At 73.2% G+C, this 17,694-nt stretch carries 14 protein-coding genes, 1 rRNA gene and 1 pseudogene; 4 read left to right on the top strand and 12 right to left on the bottom strand.

Annotated features, from left to right (window positions below; genetic code table 11):
* Positions 1 to 101: 101 nt before the first annotated feature.
* Together AB0472_RS02645 and AB0472_RS02640 are read left to right on the top strand one after the other, a co-directional pair.
* Positions 102 to 1,904 (top strand): glycoside hydrolase family 15 protein, encoded by a 1,803-nt coding sequence (locus AB0472_RS02645; RefSeq protein WP_366353442.1) that lies wholly within the window; start codon positions 102 to 104, stop codon positions 1,902 to 1,904.
* Between the two features lie 132 nt (positions 1,905 to 2,036).
* Positions 2,037 to 3,686 carry a PucR family transcriptional regulator gene (locus AB0472_RS02640; protein ID WP_366352749.1) on the top strand — a complete coding sequence of 550 codons (1,650 nt, stop codon included), beginning with the start codon at positions 2,037 to 2,039 and terminating at the stop codon, positions 3,684 to 3,686.
* Between the two features lie 75 nt (positions 3,687 to 3,761).
* On the opposite strand, the gene AB0472_RS02635 is transcribed toward AB0472_RS02640, so the two are convergent.
* The 5 genes from AB0472_RS02635 to AB0472_RS02615 all read right to left on the bottom strand — a co-directional run bounded on the left by AB0472_RS02635 (position 3,762) and on the right by AB0472_RS02615 (position 9,275).
* Positions 3,762 to 4,898 (bottom strand): glycosyltransferase family 4 protein, encoded by a 1,137-nt coding sequence (locus AB0472_RS02635; protein ID WP_366352747.1) that lies wholly within the window; start codon positions 4,896 to 4,898, stop codon positions 3,762 to 3,764.
* Between the two features lie 319 nt (positions 4,899 to 5,217).
* Positions 5,218 to 6,945 (bottom strand): DNA repair protein RecN, encoded by a 1,728-nt coding sequence (gene recN / locus AB0472_RS02630; protein WP_366353440.1) that lies wholly within the window; start codon positions 6,943 to 6,945, stop codon positions 5,218 to 5,220.
* Between the two features lie 208 nt (positions 6,946 to 7,153).
* Positions 7,154 to 8,059 (bottom strand): NAD kinase, encoded by a 906-nt coding sequence (locus tag AB0472_RS02625; RefSeq protein WP_293991976.1) that lies wholly within the window; start codon positions 8,057 to 8,059, stop codon positions 7,154 to 7,156.
* A complete protein-coding gene (locus tag AB0472_RS02620) occupies positions 8,056 to 8,871 on the bottom strand; it encodes a TlyA family RNA methyltransferase (RefSeq protein ID WP_366352745.1) in 816 nt (271 codons plus the stop codon). Before AB0472_RS02620 ends, AB0472_RS02625 begins: the two co-directional genes overlap by 4 nt.
* A gap of 32 nt (positions 8,872 to 8,903) precedes the next feature.
* Positions 8,904 to 9,275, bottom strand: coding sequence for a hypothetical protein (locus AB0472_RS02615; RefSeq protein ID WP_366352743.1), 372 nt, complete (start codon positions 9,273 to 9,275; stop codon positions 8,904 to 8,906).
* Positions 9,276 to 9,317: 42 nt separating this feature from the next.
* On the opposite strand from AB0472_RS02615, the gene AB0472_RS02610 reads away from it, so the two are divergent.
* Positions 9,318 to 9,665 (top strand): sterol-binding protein, encoded by a 348-nt coding sequence (locus AB0472_RS02610; RefSeq protein ID WP_366352742.1) that lies wholly within the window; start codon positions 9,318 to 9,320, stop codon positions 9,663 to 9,665.
* Here the strand turns inward: AB0472_RS02610 and AB0472_RS02605 are convergent.
* From AB0472_RS02605 to AB0472_RS02590, 4 genes are all read right to left on the bottom strand, one after another.
* The gene (locus tag AB0472_RS02605) at positions 9,649 to 10,515 is read right to left on the bottom strand and encodes an ABC transporter ATP-binding protein (protein ID WP_366352740.1); all 867 of its coding nucleotides are present in this window, start codon (positions 10,513 to 10,515) and stop codon (positions 9,649 to 9,651) included. The genes AB0472_RS02610 and AB0472_RS02605 overlap by 17 nt on opposite strands.
* A complete protein-coding gene (locus AB0472_RS02600; RefSeq protein WP_366352738.1) occupies positions 10,512 to 11,579 on the bottom strand; it encodes an iron chelate uptake ABC transporter family permease subunit in 1,068 nt (355 codons plus the stop codon). Before AB0472_RS02600 ends, AB0472_RS02605 begins: the two co-directional genes overlap by 4 nt.
* Positions 11,580 to 11,587: 8 nt before the next feature.
* Positions 11,588 to 12,631: an iron chelate uptake ABC transporter family permease subunit gene (locus tag AB0472_RS02595; RefSeq protein ID WP_366352736.1), complete on the bottom strand. Its 1,044-nt coding sequence runs from the start codon at positions 12,629 to 12,631 to the stop codon at positions 11,588 to 11,590.
* A gap of 96 nt (positions 12,632 to 12,727) precedes the next feature.
* Positions 12,728 to 13,756: an HAD-IIA family hydrolase gene (locus AB0472_RS02590; RefSeq protein WP_366352734.1), complete on the bottom strand. Its 1,029-nt coding sequence runs from the start codon at positions 13,754 to 13,756 to the stop codon at positions 12,728 to 12,730.
* Positions 13,757 to 13,850: 94 nt separating this feature from the next.
* Here AB0472_RS02590 and AB0472_RS02585 point away from each other — a divergent pair, with 94 nt between their 5' ends.
* Positions 13,851 to 15,137, top strand: a complete 1,287-nt coding sequence (locus tag AB0472_RS02585; protein ID WP_366352732.1) for a DUF1015 domain-containing protein — start codon at positions 13,851 to 13,853, stop codon at positions 15,135 to 15,137.
* A 77-nt stretch (positions 15,138 to 15,214) separates the two neighbouring features.
* On the opposite strand, the gene AB0472_RS02580 is transcribed toward AB0472_RS02585, so the two are convergent.
* From AB0472_RS02580 to rrf, 3 genes and pseudogenes are all read right to left on the bottom strand, one after another.
* A complete protein-coding gene (locus tag AB0472_RS02580; protein ID WP_366353438.1) occupies positions 15,215 to 16,063 on the bottom strand; it encodes a tetratricopeptide repeat protein in 849 nt (282 codons plus the stop codon).
* 486 nt (positions 16,064 to 16,549) lie between these two features.
* Positions 16,550 to 17,269, bottom strand: a pseudogene (locus AB0472_RS02575) (tetratricopeptide repeat protein); the annotation flags it as partial.
* Positions 17,270 to 17,421: 152 nt separating this feature from the next.
* Positions 17,422 to 17,538: ribosomal RNA gene (gene rrf, locus AB0472_RS02570) — 5S ribosomal RNA — on the bottom strand.
* Positions 17,539 to 17,694 lie beyond the last annotated feature (156 nt).

The following is a 17,694-nucleotide window of genomic DNA, read 5'->3' as shown; positions in this document are numbered from 1 at the left end:
TCACCGCTCAACGACGCACAACAACAACCCCCCTTGACCGCACTAGCGACAGCCCCCTCTTTGCCTGGGGGGGTGACGTGGCCGTTCGACTGGAGTTGCACGTGGCCGGGCGCATCGAAGACTACGCACTCATCGGAGACATGCAGACCGCTGCCCTGGTCTGCCGGGACGGCACAGTCGACTGGCTGTGCCTGCCCCGCTTCGACTCGCATGCCATCTTCGCCGGTCTGCTCGGCACCGAGGAACACGGTTTCTGGCGGCTCGGCCCGGCGCACGCGGCCGACTCCCAGCCGCCGACCGCGGCGCGCCGCACCTACCGCGGCGACTCGCTGATCCTGGAGTCCGAGTGGGACACCCCGCGCGGCACCGTCCGGGTCACCGACTTCATGCCCCCGCGTGACGGCGCGCCCCAGCTGATCCGCATCGTCGAGGGCGTCACCGGCCGGGTGCCGATGCGCTCGGTGCTGCGCATGCGGTTCTCCTACGGCCGGGTCGTCCCCTGGGTGCACAAGCACGACGGCCGTACGGTGGCCGTCGCGGGCCCCGACTCGGTGTGGTTCGACACCTCGGCGGAGACCTACGGCAAGGCGCTGACCACGTACGCGGACTTCACGGTGGCCCCGGGCGACCGGATCGCGTTCACGATCTCCTGGGAGCCCTCGCACAAGCAGCCGCCCGCGCTGCCGGAGCCGGAGCAGTCGCTGCAGGCGACGGAAGACTTCTGGCGGGAGTGGGTCGAGCACTGCACGTACCACGGCCCGTACCGCGAGGCCGTGATCCGCTCGCTGATCACCCTGAAGGCCCTCACCTACGCGCCCACCGGCGGCATCGTCGCCGCGCCGACCACCTCCCTGCCGGAGGACATCGGCGGCGTCCGCAACTGGGACTACCGCTACACCTGGCTCCGCGACGCGGCCATCACCCTGTCCTCGCTGCTGCGCACCGGCTACCGCGAGGAGGCCCGTGCCTGGCGCGAGTGGCTGCTGCGCGCGGTCGCCGGCGACCCCGAGAACCTGCAGATCATGTACGGCATCGCGGGCGAGCGCGAGCTCGGCGAGGCCGAGCTGGACTGGCTGCCCGGCTACGAGCACTCCGCCCCGGTCCGGGTCGGCAACGGCGCCGCGCACCAGCTCCAGCTGGACGTGTACGGCGAGGTCACCGAGGCCCTGCACCTGGCCCACATGACCGGTCTCGCCCGCAACGACTACGCCTCCCTCCTCCAGCTCAAGCTCATCCGCTACCTGGAGGACCACTGGGACGAGCCGGACGAGGGCATCTGGGAGGTGCGCGGGCCGCGCCGGCACTTCGTGCACTCCAAGGTGATGGCCTGGGTCGCCGTGGACCGCACCATCAAGCTGATCGAGTCCGGGGACGCGGACGGCCCGCTGGAGCGCTGGAAGGAACTGCGCGACGACATCCACCGGGACGTCTGCGAGCGGGGCTACGACAAGGAGCGCAACACCTTCACGCAGTCGTACGGCTCCCAGGAGCTGGACGCCTCGCTGCTGCTGATCCCCCAGATGGGGTTCCTGCCCCCGGACGACAAGCGGGTCATCGGCACCATCGAGGCGATCCAGCGGGAGCTGTCCACCTCGGACGGCTTCATCCTGCGCTACCCGACCTCGGGCGGCGAGGAGGGCGTCGACGGCCTGCCCGGCGACGAGGGGGCCTTCCTGGCCTGCTCGTTCTGGATGGCCGACGACCTCGCGATGATCGGCCGGGTCGACGAGGCCCGCAAGCTGTTCGAGAAGCTGCTCGCGCTGCGCAACGACCTCGGGCTGCTCGCGGAGGAGTGGGACCCGCGGCTGAAGCGGCAGGTGGGTAACTTCCCGCAGGCGTTCAGTCACGTGCCGCTGATCGACACGGCGCTGCGCCTCACGGCTTCGGGGGCGTACGGGGGATAGCCGCCGGGCGGGACGGGCGAACGGCGTCGGCCGGGGCGGTCCCCGTTGCGGCGAAAGGCGCCCGTTCCGGCAGACAGTGCCCGTTCCGGCGGAAGGTGCCGTGGAGGCGTCCTCCCAGGTAGCGTCCGCTCCATGGACAGCGGTAGGGGCAGCGGGCCCGACGACCAGGGCGCCGGGATCACCGTGCAGCGGGCGCTGGAGCTGCCCGCGCTGCGCAGCGGGCTGCCGGAGATCCTGGCGGGCGCCGACCGGCTGAACCGCACCGTGCGCTGGGTGCACGCGGGCGAGGTGCCGAACATCGCCTCGCTGCTGAAGGGCGGCGAACTTCTGCTGACCACCGGCTACGGCCTGGGCACCCGCCCCGCCGAGCAGCGGGCGTTCGTGCGCACGCTCGCCGAGCGGGGCATCGCCGCCCTGGTGGTGGAGCTGGGCGCGCGGTTCTCCCGGCTGCCGGCCACGCTCGTCGACACCGCGAGGGCGACCGGGCTGCCGCTGGTCGTGCTGCACCGCGAGGTGCCGTTCGTGACGGTGACGGAGGAGATCCACACCGAGATCGTCAACCACCACTACACGCTCCTCCAGCGCGCCGAGGAGGTGCACCGCCGCTGCACCGAGGCCCTGCTGGGCGGCGGCGGGGTCCCCCAGGTGCTGGCCATCCTGGCCGACTTCGGCGGCAATCCGGTGTTCCTGGAGGCCGCCGACGGCCGGCTCCTGTACGCCGCCGGTTCCGGGCCCGCGGGAGCCGATCCGCTCCAGGTGTGGGAGGGGCTGCGCGGCCAGCACAAGGACGCGCCGCCGACCGGGGTGGTGCTGGTGGACGTGCCCGGCGGTGGGCCGGGCGCGGGCTCGGTCCGGGCCCGGCTGGTGCTGCCCCCCGTTCGCGGGCCGCTCGCGCCGGTGCACCGCATCGCCGCCGAACGCGCCGCCGGCATCCTCGCCGTCGTCCTGATGCAGGCCCGCCAGGAGGAGGAGCTGGCGGCGCGCGGGCGCGGCGACTTCCTGACCGACCTCGCCGAGGGCCGCATCAGCGCCGAGGACGCCCCGGCGCAGGCCCGGGTCCTCGGCTTCAAGCCCGGCGGCAGCCCGCTGCTGCCGGTGGTCATGCGGGTCGGCGACTCCCTGTCCCCCGGGTCGCCCGGCGGCGGCTGGGCGGTGCTGGCCCGCGCGGTGGGTGAGGAGCTGGCCGCCGTGGGCGTGCCCGTCCTGCTCGGCGTACGGCCGGTCGAGGGCCGCGTACCGCTGCTCCTCGGCCTGCGCTCGGAGGCGGAGCGGCCGACGGTCGCGGACCGGGTCGCGGCGGCGCTCAGGGCGGGCGTGGAACGCGCCGGGATGCAGCGCCCGGGAGCCGCTCCCCCGGTCGTCGTGGTGGGCGCGGCCGGCGGCTGGGCGGCGGCGTCGGCCGGCCTGCGGCACGCGGCCGAGACGGCGACGGCCGCCGAGGGCCTCGCCGACCGGCCCTGGTTCGACGCCCGCCGCCTCGACATCGACCTCCTGCTGTGGCGGCTGCGCGACCACCCCGACCTGGCGGCGTTCGTCGACCGCGCGATCGGCCCGCTGCGCGACCACGACCACCGCTCCAGGCCGCCGCTGCTGCCCACCCTGGAGACCTACCTGGCGCACGCGGGCCGCAAGGCGGAGACGGCCCGTGAACTCCACCTCAACCGGCAGACCCTCTACAACCGCCTCGCCCGCATCGGGGAGTTGCTGGGCACGGACCTCGACGACCCGCAGGTCGTCATGGCGTTGAGCCTGGCACTGCGGGCCCGCCGGCACGTCCCCTAGGGCCGCACGGTCTCAGCGCGGCACGTCTCCACGCGGCACGGTCTCCACGCGGCACGGTCCCAAGCCCGCGCGGCCTCACGGCAGGGGCCGGGGCTGCGTCAACTCGTCGTAGACGCTGAGCACTTGGGCCACGGTCTCGTCCTCCGTGGGCCAGCTCGCCGCCTGCCGGGCACCCCGCTCGCGCAGCTCCGCGCAGCGCTCGGGGTCGTCGAGGAGGCGTACGACGGCGGCGGCGAGGGCCCGCGCGTCGCCGTACGCGACCAGTTCGGCCGCGTCCCCCACCAGGTCGGGGACACCGCCGACGGCGGTCGCGACGAGCGGCACCTGCGCGTGCAGGGCCTCCTGGGCGAGGACGGAACGGGACTCCCAACTGCTCGGCAGCAGCGCCAGATCGGCGGCGGCGAGCAGTTCGGAGACGTCGTCGCGGCGCCCGAGCAGCCGTACGGGCAGCTCCTCGTCCTCGATCCGCCGCTGCAGCGCGGGGCGCAGCGGGCCCTCGCCGGCGATCACGACGAGCGGTACGGGATCGAGCCGGCACCAGGCACGCGCCGCGTCCAGCAGGTGGTCGTAGCCGCGGTGCCGGTCGAGGGAGCCGACGGCGATGAGCAACGGCCTTCCCATGGCGCCGAGTTCGGCACGGACCTTGGGCCGCAGCAGCTCCGCTTCGTCCTGGTCCACGGGCTGCCGCGGGACGGGCAGCGCCACGGCGGCGAGCCGGGCGTCCCGGGCACCGGTACGGCGGGCCCGGTCCACCAGGTCGGAGGTGGTGCCGAGCACCACGGCGGCCGCCCGCACCACCCGCCGCTCCAGCATCCGCAGCAGGTGCCCGCGGGCGCCCTCGGCGTGGGCGCGGTTGTGCCAGGTGACGACGAGCGGAGTGCTGCGGCCGCTCAGCGCCAGCGCCGCGCGAAAGGAGGCGTGCAGGCCGTGGGCGTGCACCAGGTCGGCGTCCGTGCAGGCCGCGCGGAGCGCCGCCACGGACCCCGGGTCACTGCTGCGTGGCACGTGCACGTGGTCGGCTCCGACGCCCGAGAAGCCGTAGGCGCGATCAGCCTCGGCGGGGGCGCACACCGTGACCCGCACGCCCCGCGCGACGAGACCCGCCGCCAGCGAACGCACGTGCGCACTGCTGCCGGCGTTGCCGCCGCCGAGCACCTGCACGGTGCGCAGCGCCGACTGACCGTGCGGTGCGTTGCTGCTCACGGGGCTCACGCGGCCGGGGCTCCTGGTTCGGCGTGGGGCGGTCACGAGGGAACGTACAGAAGGTATCGGGGCCGAGGGCACCGCCGCGCGCGCCTCCCCCGGACACCGCGTCCCCTCAAGGATGCCAGCACACAAGGGTGTTCCGGGTATTCCGAGAAGGCACATACCGAGGCGGGCCGGGGCAATGCGCCGAACCGTGTCACCCGGGAGGGTGACGAAAACGCCGCCGCGGAGGAAGCGGCCGACAGCTTCCGGCCTGCCGAGAGAGCGGCGGCGAACGCCGCGGGGGCGGGTGGCGCGCCGCCCCCGCCCCTCGGTCGGCGCTGCGTCAGCGGTCCGCCCGCGCCGCCGCCAGCAGTTCCTCGGCGTGCGCCCGCGCCGTCTCCGAGTCCTCCTGGCCCGCCAGCATGCGGGACAGCTCGCGTACCCGCTCCTCGCCCTCCAGGACCTTCACGCCGGACCTGGTGACCGAGCCGTCGTTGGTCTTCTCGACCAGCAACTGGCGGTCGGCGAAGGCGGCGACCTGGGGAAGGTGGGTGACGACGACCACCTGCGCCGACTTGGCGAGCTTGGCCAGCCGCCGCCCGATCTCCACCGCCGCCTTGCCGCCCACGCCGGCGTCGACCTCGTCGAAGAGGTACGTCGGGACCGGGTCGGTGCCCGCGAAGACGACCTCCACGGCGAGCATCACGCGGGACAGCTCACCGCCGGACGCGCCCTTGGCGATGGGGCGGGGCGGGGCGCCGGGGTGCGGGGCGAGGAGCAGCTCGACCTCGTCGGCGCCCGACGGGCCGTAGGCCACCGCCCGGCCACCGACCTCCACGCCCTCCGGGTCCTCGGTCTGCCGGATCGCGAAGGACACGCGCGCGTGCGGCATCGCGAGGGAGCCCAGCTCGGCGGTGACGGCGGCCGCGAACCGCTCGGCGGCCTCGGTGCGCGCGTCCGTCAAGGCCTGGGCCAGACCGCCCAGTTCCGTCCGCAGGGCGTCCCGCTCGGCGGTCAGCTCGTCGATCCGCTCGTCGTCGCCGTCGAGCTCGGTGAGCCGCACGGCGCCCCGCTCGGCCCACGCCAGCACCGCGTCGATGCCGTCACCGTGCCCGGCGTACTTGCGGGTGAGCGCGGTGAGCGCGGCGCGCCGCTCCTCCACGGCCGCGAGCCGCAGCGGATCGGCGTCCAGGTCGTCGGCGTACCCGGCCAGCTCGCCCGCCACATCGCCCAGCAGGATCCCGACCTCGCCGATCCGGTCGGTGAGCGCGGCGAGCGCCGGGTCGTGCGACCGTACGGCCTCCAGGGCCCGGTGGGCGCCCGCGACGAGGGTGGTCGCGTCGATGCCCTCGGGGTCCTCGGGGTTGCCCGCGAGCGCGGAGTGCGCGGCCGTCGCGGCGGACGACAGCGCCTCGGCGTGCCCGAGCCGCTCGGCCTCCTCGGCGAGCTCCACGTCCTCGCCCGCCCGCGGCTCCACACCGGCGATCTCGTCCAGCCCGTAGCGGAGCATGTCGGCCTCCTGGGCCCGCTCACGCGCGCGCGTGACGATCTCCTCCAGCTCGACCGCCACGGCCCGCAGCCGCCGGTAGGCCTCGCCGTACTTGGTGAGCGGCACGGTGACACCGTCGCCCGCGTACCGGTCCAGGGCCTGCCGCTGCCGGGACAGCTTCAGCAGCCCCTGCTGGTCGGTCTGCCCGTGCACGGCCACCAGGTCGTCGGCGAGGTCGGCGAGCAGCCCCACGGGCACGCTCCGCCCGCCCAGGTGCGCCCGCGAGCGTCCCTCGGCGGAAACGGTACGGCTGATCAGCAGCGCACCCTCGTCCAGCTCGGCGCCGGCCTCCTCGGCCCGTACGGCCGCCGAGGCTCCCTCGGGCACGGTGACCCGCCCCTCGACGACCGCCTTCTCGGACCCGATCCGCACGAGCGCGGGATCGGCCCGCCCACCGAGCAGCAGCCCCAGGCTGGTGACCACCATGGTCTTGCCCGCACCCGTCTCACCGGTGACGGCGGTGAACCCCGGCGACAACTCGACGACGGCGTCGTCGATGACCCCGAGTGACCGTATCCGCATTTCTTCCAGCACGGAGAAGACCTTACGAGGTAGGGCAGGAGAAGCGCGAGGCACCCTGTCACCCGGGCGGGTGGAGGTACGTCACGAAGGGGGCACGGTGCCGTACAGACGCACGGCGAGTGGAGAACCGTAGGGGCGCGGAGAGCTGCGCGACCAGCCCCCACGCACCCGAACCCGCCGACGTACCGAAGCCGGCCCCCACCAACCGCTACTGCGGCGCTCCCCGCCATCCGGAGACCGGCAACGCGAACTTCGCCACCAGCCGGTCCGTGAACGACGCGTGGTGCAGCCGTGCCAGCCGCACCGGCACGGCGCCCCGCCGCACCTCGACCCGCGCTCCCGGCGGCAGCTCCACCGTCCGCCGCCCGTCGCACCACAGCACCCCCGGCTGGATGTGCGGCAGCACCTCCACCGCCAGCACCGAGTCCGGCGACGTCACCAACGGCTTCGCGAACAGCGCGTGCGCGGAGATCGGCACCATGAGCAGCGCCTCGACCTCCGGCCACACCACCGGCCCCCCGGCGGAGAACGCGTAGGCGGTGGACCCGGTCGGCGTCGACAGGACGATCCCGTCGCAGCCGAACCCCGTCACCGGCCGCCCGTCGATCTCCAGCACCACTTCGAGGAGCTTCTCGGCGCCCGCCTTCTGCACGGCCGCCTCGTTCAGCGCCCAGTCGGTGTGCACGATGTCCCCGTTGCGGTGCACGACGACGTCGACGGTCATCCGCTCCTCGACCTCGTAGGCCCGGCTCACCACCCGGTCGACGACCTTGTCGAGGTCGTCCCGTTCGGCCTCCGCGAGGAAGCCGACGCTGCCGAGGTTGACGCCGAGCATCGGCACCCCGGAGGCCCGCGCGAACTCGGCGCCGCGCAGCAGCGTCCCGTCACCGCCGAGCACGATCAGCAGTTCGCAGCCGTCAAGGCTGTGCGGCGAGGCCTCCTCGACGAGTTCGACCTCGTCGGGCAGCGGCAGGTCGCGGGCCTCGAAGTCCAGGACCCGTACGCCGACCCCGGCCGCCAGCAGCCCCTTCACCACGAGCTCGGCGCTGCGGATCGCCGCAGGCCGCCCGGTGTGGGCCAGCAGGAAAACAGTACGAGCTCGGTTCTGTGTCAACGCGGCCCCTCCGCCACTGCACGGTCAACGTCGGCCGGATCCAACTCGGCTGCGCCGGCCCGCAGCCACAGAAAGTACTCGACGTTGCCGGACGGCCCGGGCAGCGGACTGGCGGTGACACCGTTCACCCCGAGCCCCAGCTCCCACGCCTTCTCGGCAACCCCCCGTACGGCCTCCGCCCGCAGCTGCGGACTCCGTACGACTCCCCCGCTGCCCAGTCGCTCCTTGCCCACCTCGAACTGCGGCTTGACCATCATCACCAGGTCGGCGTCCGGCCTCACGCACCGCGCCAGGGCAGGCAGCACCAGCCCGAGCGGGATGAAGGACAGATCACCCACGACAAGATCCACAGGCTCCCCATCGATCGCTTCAAGCGTCAACTCGCGTACGTTCGTACGGTCCTTGACGGTGACGCGTTCATCGCTCTGCAGAGACCATGCGAGTTGGCCGTATCCGACGTCGACGGCGACGACGTGCGCGGCGCCCGCGCGCAGCAGCACATCGGTGAAGCCCCCGGTCGAGGCCCCGGCGTCCAGCGCCCGCCGTCCCTCGACCACCAGGCCCTGCGGGACGAACGCCGCCAGCGCCCCGGCGAGCTTGTGCCCGCCCCGCGACACGTACTCGGGATCGCTGTCGTCGGACTGGACGACGATCGCGGCGGCGGTCTCCACCTGGGTGGCCGGCTTGGTCGCGAGGGTCTTGCCGACGGTGACCCGCCCGGCGGCGATCAGCTGGCTGGCGTGCTCGCGCGAGCGCGCCAGTTTCCGGCGGACCAGCTCCGCGTCCAGACGGCGACGTGCGACTCCTGCCACGGTGGGTTCAGCTCCTGCTCTGGTGGTACGGACTAGAAGGTGTGGCCCGAAGGGCCTCGTTGAGGGGTGGTGGTCGGGTGACGGCCGGGCGCGGGCGCCCGGTTGGCGCCCGGCGGCGCGGGCGCCGGGGGTCCCGGGGGTCCGGGGCGGGTGTCGAGCGCGGTCAGCGCGTCGCGCAGCCCCCCGTGTACATCCTCGTACACCTCCAGGTGCCCGTCCGTGGCGAGGTGGTCGGCGTCGGCGAGCCGGTCGAGCTGTGCGTCGACCTCGGCGTTGCCGGTGGGGGTGCGGGGAACGTCCAGCGGGGCGGGCGCGGCGGGGTCGTACTCGGGTTCGACGGCGGCCGCTTCCCCGGCCTCCCTCTCCGGGGCCGCCACCAGGCCTTCGGGCGCAGAGTCGGTCATGCCCCGACGCTACATGGAAGCGCTGGGGTACCGTCGATCGCGATGGCCACGATCGAGGAGTGCCGCGCCGCACTCGACAAGCTCTCGCACAGCATGGGCGGCGCCGAGGGCGACGTCCGCGCGGCCGCCGCCATGGACCGCACGGTCAGCTGCCACATCACCGACCTGGACGTCACCTTCGCCGGCCGGCTCACCGGCGGCCGGATCGAGGTCGAGGAGACCTATCCCGGCCCGCCGCGGGCGAAGGCACAGATCGGACTCGCCATGGCAGGCGACGACCTGCTGGCCCTGGTCGACGGCGAGCTGAACTTCGCCGGCGCCTGGGGTTCGGGCCGGGTGAAGCTGGACGCGAACCTGCTGGACCTGTTCCGGCTCAGGAAGCTGCTGTGACCCGCGCCCTGCGGGCCGCCGGCACCACCAGCGGGGTCCCCGTCTCCGGGTCGTCGATGATCTGGCAGCGCAGCCCGAAGACCTCCTCGACCAGCTCCGCGGTGACGATGTCGTTCGGGGCGCCCTCGGCGACGACCCGGCCGCCCTTGAGCGCGACGAGGTGGGTGGCGTACCGGGCCGCGTGGTTGAGGTCGTGGAGCACGGCGACCAGCGTGCGCCCCTGCTCCTCGTGGAGTTCGGCACACAGGTCGAGGACGTCGATCTGGTGCTGGATGTCCAGATAGGTCGTCGGCTCGTCGAGGAGCAGCAGCGGGGTCTGCTGGGCGAGCGCCATGGCGATCCAGACGCGCTGGCGCTGGCCCCCGGAGAGTTCGTCGACGTACCGGTCGGCGAGCTCGGCGACGCCGGTCTGCGCCATCGACTCCTGGACGACCCGTTCGTCCTCCGCGGACCACTGGCGCAGGATGCCCTGGTGCGGGTAGCGGCCGCGGCCGACCAGGTCGACGACGGTGATGCCGTCGGGCGCGACGGACGACTGCGGGAGCAGGCCGAGCGTGCGGGCGACCTTCTTCGCGGGCATCGATTGGATGACCTGGCCGTCGAGCAGCACCCGGCCCCGACTGGGCCTGAGCATCCGGGACAGCGCGCGCAGCAGCGTCGACTTGCCGCAGGCGTTGGGACCGACGATCACCGTGAAGGAGTTGTCGGGGATCTCCACCGACAGCTGCTCGGCGATGACGCGCTGGTCATAGGCGAGGGTGACGTTCTCGGCGGACAGGCGGTTCACGGTGCTCCTCTTGTGGTCCGGCTCACTGTCTGACGCGGCGTTCGGCTGGGGGGTCGTGCTCATATCCGGCCCGCCCGGCGCTCGGTGACGAGGAGCCACAGCAGGTAGACCCCGCCGAGGACGCCGGTGACCACGCCCACGGGCAGCTGGTCGGCGCCGAAGGCGCGCTGCGAGGCCCAGTCGGCGGTGACCAGCAGGGTGGCGCCCATGCAGAGGGAGGGGACCAGGTTGGGGCCGGGCGAGCGGGTGAGGCGGCGGGCCAGCTGGGGGGCGGTGAGGGCGACGAAGCTGACGGGACCCGCCGCGGCGGTGGCGGCCGCGGTCAGCAGGACGGCGGCCGCCATCAGCAGCAGCCGCACCCGTTCGACCCGTACCCCGAGGGCGTTCGACACGTCGTCGCCCATCTCCATCATCCGCAGGCCCCGCGCGTTGGCGAGGACCAGCGGGACGAGGACCGCGCACAGGGCGAGCAGCGGCCAGACCTGGCTCCAGTCACGGCCGTCGAGGGAACCGGTCATCCAGACGACCGCGCGGGTCGCGTCGACCAGATCGGCCTTGGTGAGCAGGTAGCCGTTGACCGCGGTGACGATCGCGGAGACGCCGATGCCGACCAGCACCAGCCGGTAGCCGTGCACGCCCTGCCGCCAGGCCAGGAGGTAGATGGCAAGGCCGGTCACCAGACCGCCGAGCAGCGCGCCGACGGTGACCTGGGCGGCGGTCCCGGACAGCAGCACGATGACCACGAGCGCGCCGGAGGTGGCGCCCTGGGAGAGGCCGAGCACGTCCGGGCTGCCCAGCGGGTTGCGGGAGATCGACTGGAACAGCGCCCCGCCGAGCCCGAGCGAGGCACCGACCAGCAGACCGACCAGCACCCGCGGCAGCCGCAGCTCGTTGACGATGAAGTCCTGCCCGGCGGTGCCGTTCCCGGCCAGCGTCCTCAGCACGTCGCGGAAGGAGATCGGGAAGTCCCCGGTACCGATCAGCACGACACTCGCGGCGCACGCGGCCAGCAGCAGCGCGAGCACCACGACCAGCGCGCGCACGTCGGTCCGCAGGGAGAGTCCGCCGGGGGTGCGCAGCGTACGCGTACGCCTGGGCTGCGCCGCGGCCTTCACACCGGTTTTCACAGCGGTCCTCACAGCTGGGCCGTCCTCCGCCGTCGTACGAGAAGAATGAAGACCGGCCCGCCGATGATCGCGGTGACGATGCCGACCTGGAGTTCCGAGGGACGCGCCACGACGCGGCCGACAACATCGGCGCCGAGCAGCAGCACCGGCGACAGGACCGCCGCGTAGGGCAGGATCCAGCGCAGGTCGGGGCCGGTGAAGGAGCGCACGACGTGCGGGACCATCAGGCCGACGAAGGCGATCGGGCCGCAGGCGGCGGTGGCCGCGCCGCACAGCACGGTGGCGGCGAGCATGGCGAGGGCCCGGGTGCGGCCCAGGTTGGCGCCGAGGGCGCGGGCGGTGTCGTCGCCCATCGCCACCGCGTTCAGCGGCCGGGCCAGGCCGAGGGCGAGCAGGGTGCCGGCCGCCAGGAACGGCAGGACCTGCACGATCGTCGAGTTGTCGGCCGAGGCCAGCGAACCCACCGTCCAGAAGCGCAGCTTGTTGAGCGCCGCGTCGTCCGTGATCATCACGGCCTGGAGATAGCCGTAGAGCGCGGCGCTGATCGCGGTACCGGCGAGGGCCAGCCGGACCGGGGTGGCGCCCCGGCTGCCGCCCAGGAACCACACCAGGGCGCCCACCACCGCCGCCCCGAGGAAGGCGAACCACACATAGCCGCTGAGGGTGCTGACGCCGAAGTAGGTGATGGCGGTGACCACCGCGGCGGACGCGCCCGCGTTGATACCGAGCAGTCCGGGGTCGGCGAGCGGATTGCGGGTGAGCGCCTGGAGCACCGCCCCGGACAGACCGAGGGCGGCCCCGGCCAGCAGGCCGAGGACGGTCCGCGACAGCCGCGTACCGACGACGACGTCGCCGTACGTCCCCGTGTCGTGGAACAGGCCGTGCCAGACCTGGTCCAACGGCAGCTGTTTCGCCCCGATCGCGATGCTCGCCAGGGTGACCAGCAGCAGGATCACGACGGAGACGAGGAGCCCGAGGGCCCGCATCGCCCGACGGCTCGGGGGCGCGGGAGCGGTCTCCGCGCGCTGTTCGGGAGGACTGTCGACCAACACGAGATTAGGTTAGCCTACCCTCGCATAGCGCTTCGCGGCCGCGTCCCCCACGGGTCCCGGTGCCGGCCCGGACCGGACCGCGTCCCCTACGCCGGCTCAGAGCCCCAGCCGCGCCAGCGACTTGCCTCCGTCCAGCTCGCAGGAGCCCTCCCCGGCCGCCGTCCAGGCCGCCGCGCACAGCGCCCGCAGTCCGTCGAGCGCCCCGCCGTCGCCCGCCAGCTCCAGCAGGCCGTCCCCCGCCGTCGCCGTCCAGCCACCGCACCGGAAGCCGTCGCCGTCCGCCGTGACCTCCGGCTGCCCGGTGAGCAGCCCGCGCAGGTCGGCGTCGACGAAGGTCGGCCGGTGCTGCGGCGGCGCGGCCAGCAGCTGACGCCCGTCGGTGACGCCGGTCAGCACGAGCAACGAGTCGACCCCGCCGTTGAACGCGCCCTCGATGTCGGTGTCCAGCCGGTCCCCGACCACCAACGGCCGCTCCGCCCCCGTCCGCAGGATCGTCTCCCGGTGCATCGGCGGCAGCGGCTTGCCCGCCACCTGCGGCTCGGCGCCCGTCGCGATCCGCACCACCTCGACCGCCGCGCCGTTGCCCGGCGCGATCCCGCGCCCGCTCGGGATCGTCAGATCGGTGTTGGACGCGAACCACGGCACCCCGCGCGCGACCGCGTACGACGCCTCGGCGAACCGCCCCCAGGGCAGGTCGAGGCCGCCGTACCCCTGCACCACGGCGGCCGGATCGTCGTCGGCGGACTCCACCGGTTCAAGACCCCGCTCCCGCAGCGCGACCCGCAGCCCCTCCCCGCCGATCACCAGCACCCGCGCTCCGGCCGGCACCTGCTCACTGATCAGCCGCGCGACCGCCTGCGCCGACGTGATGACCTCGCCGGCCCCCGTCGGAACACCCAGCTCGGTAAGGTGCTCCGCCACCGCGTCCGGCGTCCGCAGCGCGTTGTTGGTGACGTACGCCAGACGCATGCCGCCCGCACGGGCGACCTCCAGCGACTCCACGGCGTGCGCGATCGCACTGCCGCCCGCGTACACCACCCCGTCCAGATCGAGCAGCGCCGTGTCATACGCCGTGCTCAGGGCCCGTCCACTGCCCTCGGGACCAGTCCTGACGCCCTGGCTCATCCCCATCGCTCCTCGTCACTCCTCGTCACTCTTCGTCCGCCCGCCTTTCACCGTCGATCATCCCGTACACCACTGACACACGTACGATGCCGGGATGAACACTGCAGGTCACTCGGAAGCAACGGAGCGCCGAGGCCTGGAACTCACCCCGTTCCGAGGCCTTCGCTACGACCCCGACCGGGTCGGCAGCCTCGCCGCCGTCACCTCCCCGCCGTACGACGTCGTCGTGCGCCCCGACGGCGTACACCACCTCCAGTCCGCCGACCCGCACAACATCGTCCGCCTCATCCTCCCCCAGGCCGGTACCCCCAGTGCCGGTACCGAACAGGCGGCCGACACCCTCCACCGCTGGCAGGACGAGGGCATCCTCACCGCGGATCCCGAACCGGGCCTGTACGTCTACGAGCAGCACGACGGAAACGGCCTCCTGCTCCAGCGCGGTGTCATCGGCGCCCTGCGGGTCTCGGAGCCGTCCGAGGGCGTGGTCCTGCCGCACGAGGAGGTCATGTCCCCGGTCGTCGCCGACCGCGCGGCCCTGATGCGGGCCACCTCGGCCAACCTGGAACCGCTCCTGCTGACCTACCGGGGCAACGGCACGACCGCCGAGATCATCGAAACCGTCGCCGACCGCCCCCCGCTCCTCGCCACCACCACCGAGGACGGCTTCAGCCACCGCCTCTGGTCGATCACCGACCCCGCCGAGCTGGCCCGCGTCCAGTCCGACCTGGCCCACCACCAGGCCCTGATCGCCGACGGCCACCACCGCTGGGCCACCTACCTGCGTCTACGCGCGGAGCATCCCTCGCCCAGCCCCTGGGACTACGGCCTGGTCCTCCTCGTCGACACCGCCCGCTACCCGCTGCGCGTCCGCGCCATCCACCGCCTGCTGCACGGCCTGCCGGTCGCGGAGGCGCTGGAGCACGTCAAGGGCCTGTTCCGGGTACGACGCCTCGACGTCCCCCTGCCCGCGGCCCAGGCGGCACTGGCGGACGCGGCCTGCGCCGGCAACGCGTTCCTGCTGGCCGGCGACGGCGCGTTCCATCTCATCGACCGCCCGGAGCCGGACCTCCTGGCCCGTACGGTCCCGGACGACCGCCCGGCGGCCTGGCGCACCCTGGACGCGACCGTCCTGCACGCGACGCTCCTCGACCACGTCTGGCGCATCCCCGAGGACTCGCCCGCGCACATCGCGTACATCCACGACACGGCGGCGACGGTCGCCAAGGCCGAACGCGACGGCGGTACGGCCGTCCTCATGCACCCGGTGCGCGAGGAGGTCGTCCGCGACCTGGCCCGCCAGGGCGTGACGATGCCCCGCAAGTCGACGTCCTTCGGCCCGAAGCCGGCCACGGGGCTGGTACTGCGGGCGCTCGACGTCTGACGGAGAGAGGGCAGACCCCGACCGGGGCCTGCCCTCTCTCCGTGACTCGATCACTCGGTCACTCTCGGCGCGCGAACTCAGTCCTGCTCGGCGTCGGACTCGGCCTCGGCCTTGACGTGGGACCCGGCCTCGACGTCGGACGCGGATTCGACGTCGGACGCGGATGCGACGTCGGACCCGGACTCGGATTCGACGTCAGGCCCGGTCGGGGCCGAGGTCTCCTCCGGGGCCTCGTCGGCCTCCTCCTCGTCCAGCGCGTCGACGAACTCGACCCCGTCCAGCTCGGCAAGCCGGTCGGAGGCGTCCGTGCTGCCGTCCCGGTCGGCCTCGACGGCCTTGGCGAACCACTCCCGCGCCTCGTCGGCACGCCCGGCGGCAAGCAGGGCGTCGGCGTAGGCGTACCGCAGCCGCGCGGTCCACGGCTGCACGGAGTTGGAGGCCAGCTCAGGGCTCTGCAGCGTCACGATCGCCGCGTCCAGCTGCCCCATGTCACGCCGGGCACCGGCGGCGACGAGCCGCATCTCGACCTGGCCGGCCTTGTCGAGCTTGTGCACCTCGGGGGCACCGGCCATGTCCAGCGCCTTCTCCGGCCGCCCGAGCCCACGCTCGCAGTCGGCCATCACCGGCCACAGGTCGACGGTGCCGGTCATGCGCCGGGCGGCCCGGAACTCGGCGAGCGCCTCGGCGTACTTCTGGTTCGCGTAAGCGGCGAACCCGGCGGCCTCGCGCACGGCGGCGACACGGGAGGCGAGCCGCAGGGCCACCCTGGAGTAGCCGTAGGCGCCCTCGGGGTCCTCGTCGATGAGCCGCGCGACCATCACCAGGTTCCTGGCGACGTCGTCCGCGAGTGTCTTGGGCAGGCTCTGCAGCTCCTGCCGTACGTCCTTGTCGATCTCCTCACCGGTGACGTCCTCCGGGATGGGCAGCCGCTTGATCGGCTCGCGGTCCCGGTCCCGCTCGTCACGGAAGCGGCCGCCACCACGGCTGTCGTCCCGACGGTCGTCGCGACGGTCGTCACGGCCCCGGTAGCCGCCGCGGCTGTCGTCGCGCCGGGCGTAGCCGCCGCCACCGCGGCTGTCGTCACGACGGGGGCCACCGCGCCGGTCGTCACGACGGTCGTCACGGCCTCGGAAGCCGCCGCGGCTGTCGTCGCGCCGGGCGTAGCCGCCACCACCGCGGCTGTCATCACGACGGTCGTCACGACGGCCGAAGCCACCGCGGTCGTCACGGTCGTCACGTCGGAATGCGGGACGGTCACCGCGGTCGTCACGCCGGTCGTCACGTCGGTCGTCACGTCGGAACGCGGGACGGTCACCACGGTCGTCACGGCGGTCGTCACGACGGAATGCGGGACGGTCACCACGGTCGTCACGACGGAATGCGGGACGGTCACCGCGGTCGTCACGGCGGTCGTCACGCCGGAACGCGGGACGGTCACCACGGTCGTCACGCCGGAACGCGGGACGGTCACCACGGTCGTCACGGCGGTCGTCGGGGCGGAATGCGGGACGATCCCCGCGGTCGTCACGACGAGGACCACGGTCGCGGTCGTCACGACGCCCGTAACCGCCCCGGTCACCACCACGATCGTCGCGCTGGAACCCCGGACGGGACCCACGGTTGTCATCACGCCGGCCATAACCGCCGCCGCCGCCCCGGTTGTCGTCGCGACGGTCGTCACGTCGGAAAGCGGGACGGTCACCACGGTCGTCACGGCGGTCGTCGCGGCGGAACGCGGGACGATCCCCGCGGTCGTCACGACGAGGACCACGGTCGCGGTCGTCACGACGCCCGTAACCGCCCCGGTCACCACCACGATCGTCGCGCTGGAACCCCGGACGGGACCCACGGTTGTCATCACGCCGGCCATAACCGCCGCCACCGCGGTTGTCGTCGCGACGGTCATCACGCCGGTCATCACGCCGGGCGTAACCGCCGCGGTCGTCACGACGCTCGTCACCGCGACGGTCGTCCCGACGGCCGTACCCGGCACCGCGGTTGTCGTCACGGCGCCCGTAGCCACCGCCCCGGTTGTCGTCGCGACGGTCATCACGCCGGGGGGAACCACCGCGGTCACCACGGTCGTTGCGGTCTCCGCGGTACCCGCCACGCTCGCCGCGGTCACCACGGTCACCACTGTCCCGTCGCCGCTGGTCGCGCTCCGGTCGATCGTCGGGAGAGTTGGTGGACATGGTGACTCCTGTCTTCGGTACCGCAAGCATTGTAAAAACAAAAGGACCCCTGGTCCCAGCTGAACGCTGGGACCAGGGGTCCTCCAAAGATTGTTCGGCGGTGTCCTACTCTCCCACAGGGTCCCCCCTGCAGTACCATCGGCGCTGTGAGGCTTAGCTTCCGGGTTCGGAATGTAACCGGGCGTTTCCCTCACGCTATGACCACCGAAACCCTAATGGTTTCGAGCGAACAAGCACACTCTTCAATTGTGTGTTCAGCTCTAGCCGGCAACGGTCGTTGCCTCAGAACTAACACAGTGGACGCGAGCAACTGAGGACAAGCCCTCGGCCTATTAGTACCGGTCACCTCCACCAGTTACCTGGCT

This window comes from Streptomyces sp. NPDC086777 (genome assembly GCF_040702065.1).
Lineage (GTDB): Bacteria > Actinomycetota > Actinomycetes > Streptomycetales > Streptomycetaceae > Streptomyces.
Note: the sequence above shows the minus strand (reverse complement) of the source record. Positions and strands in the feature narration are given on the sequence as shown.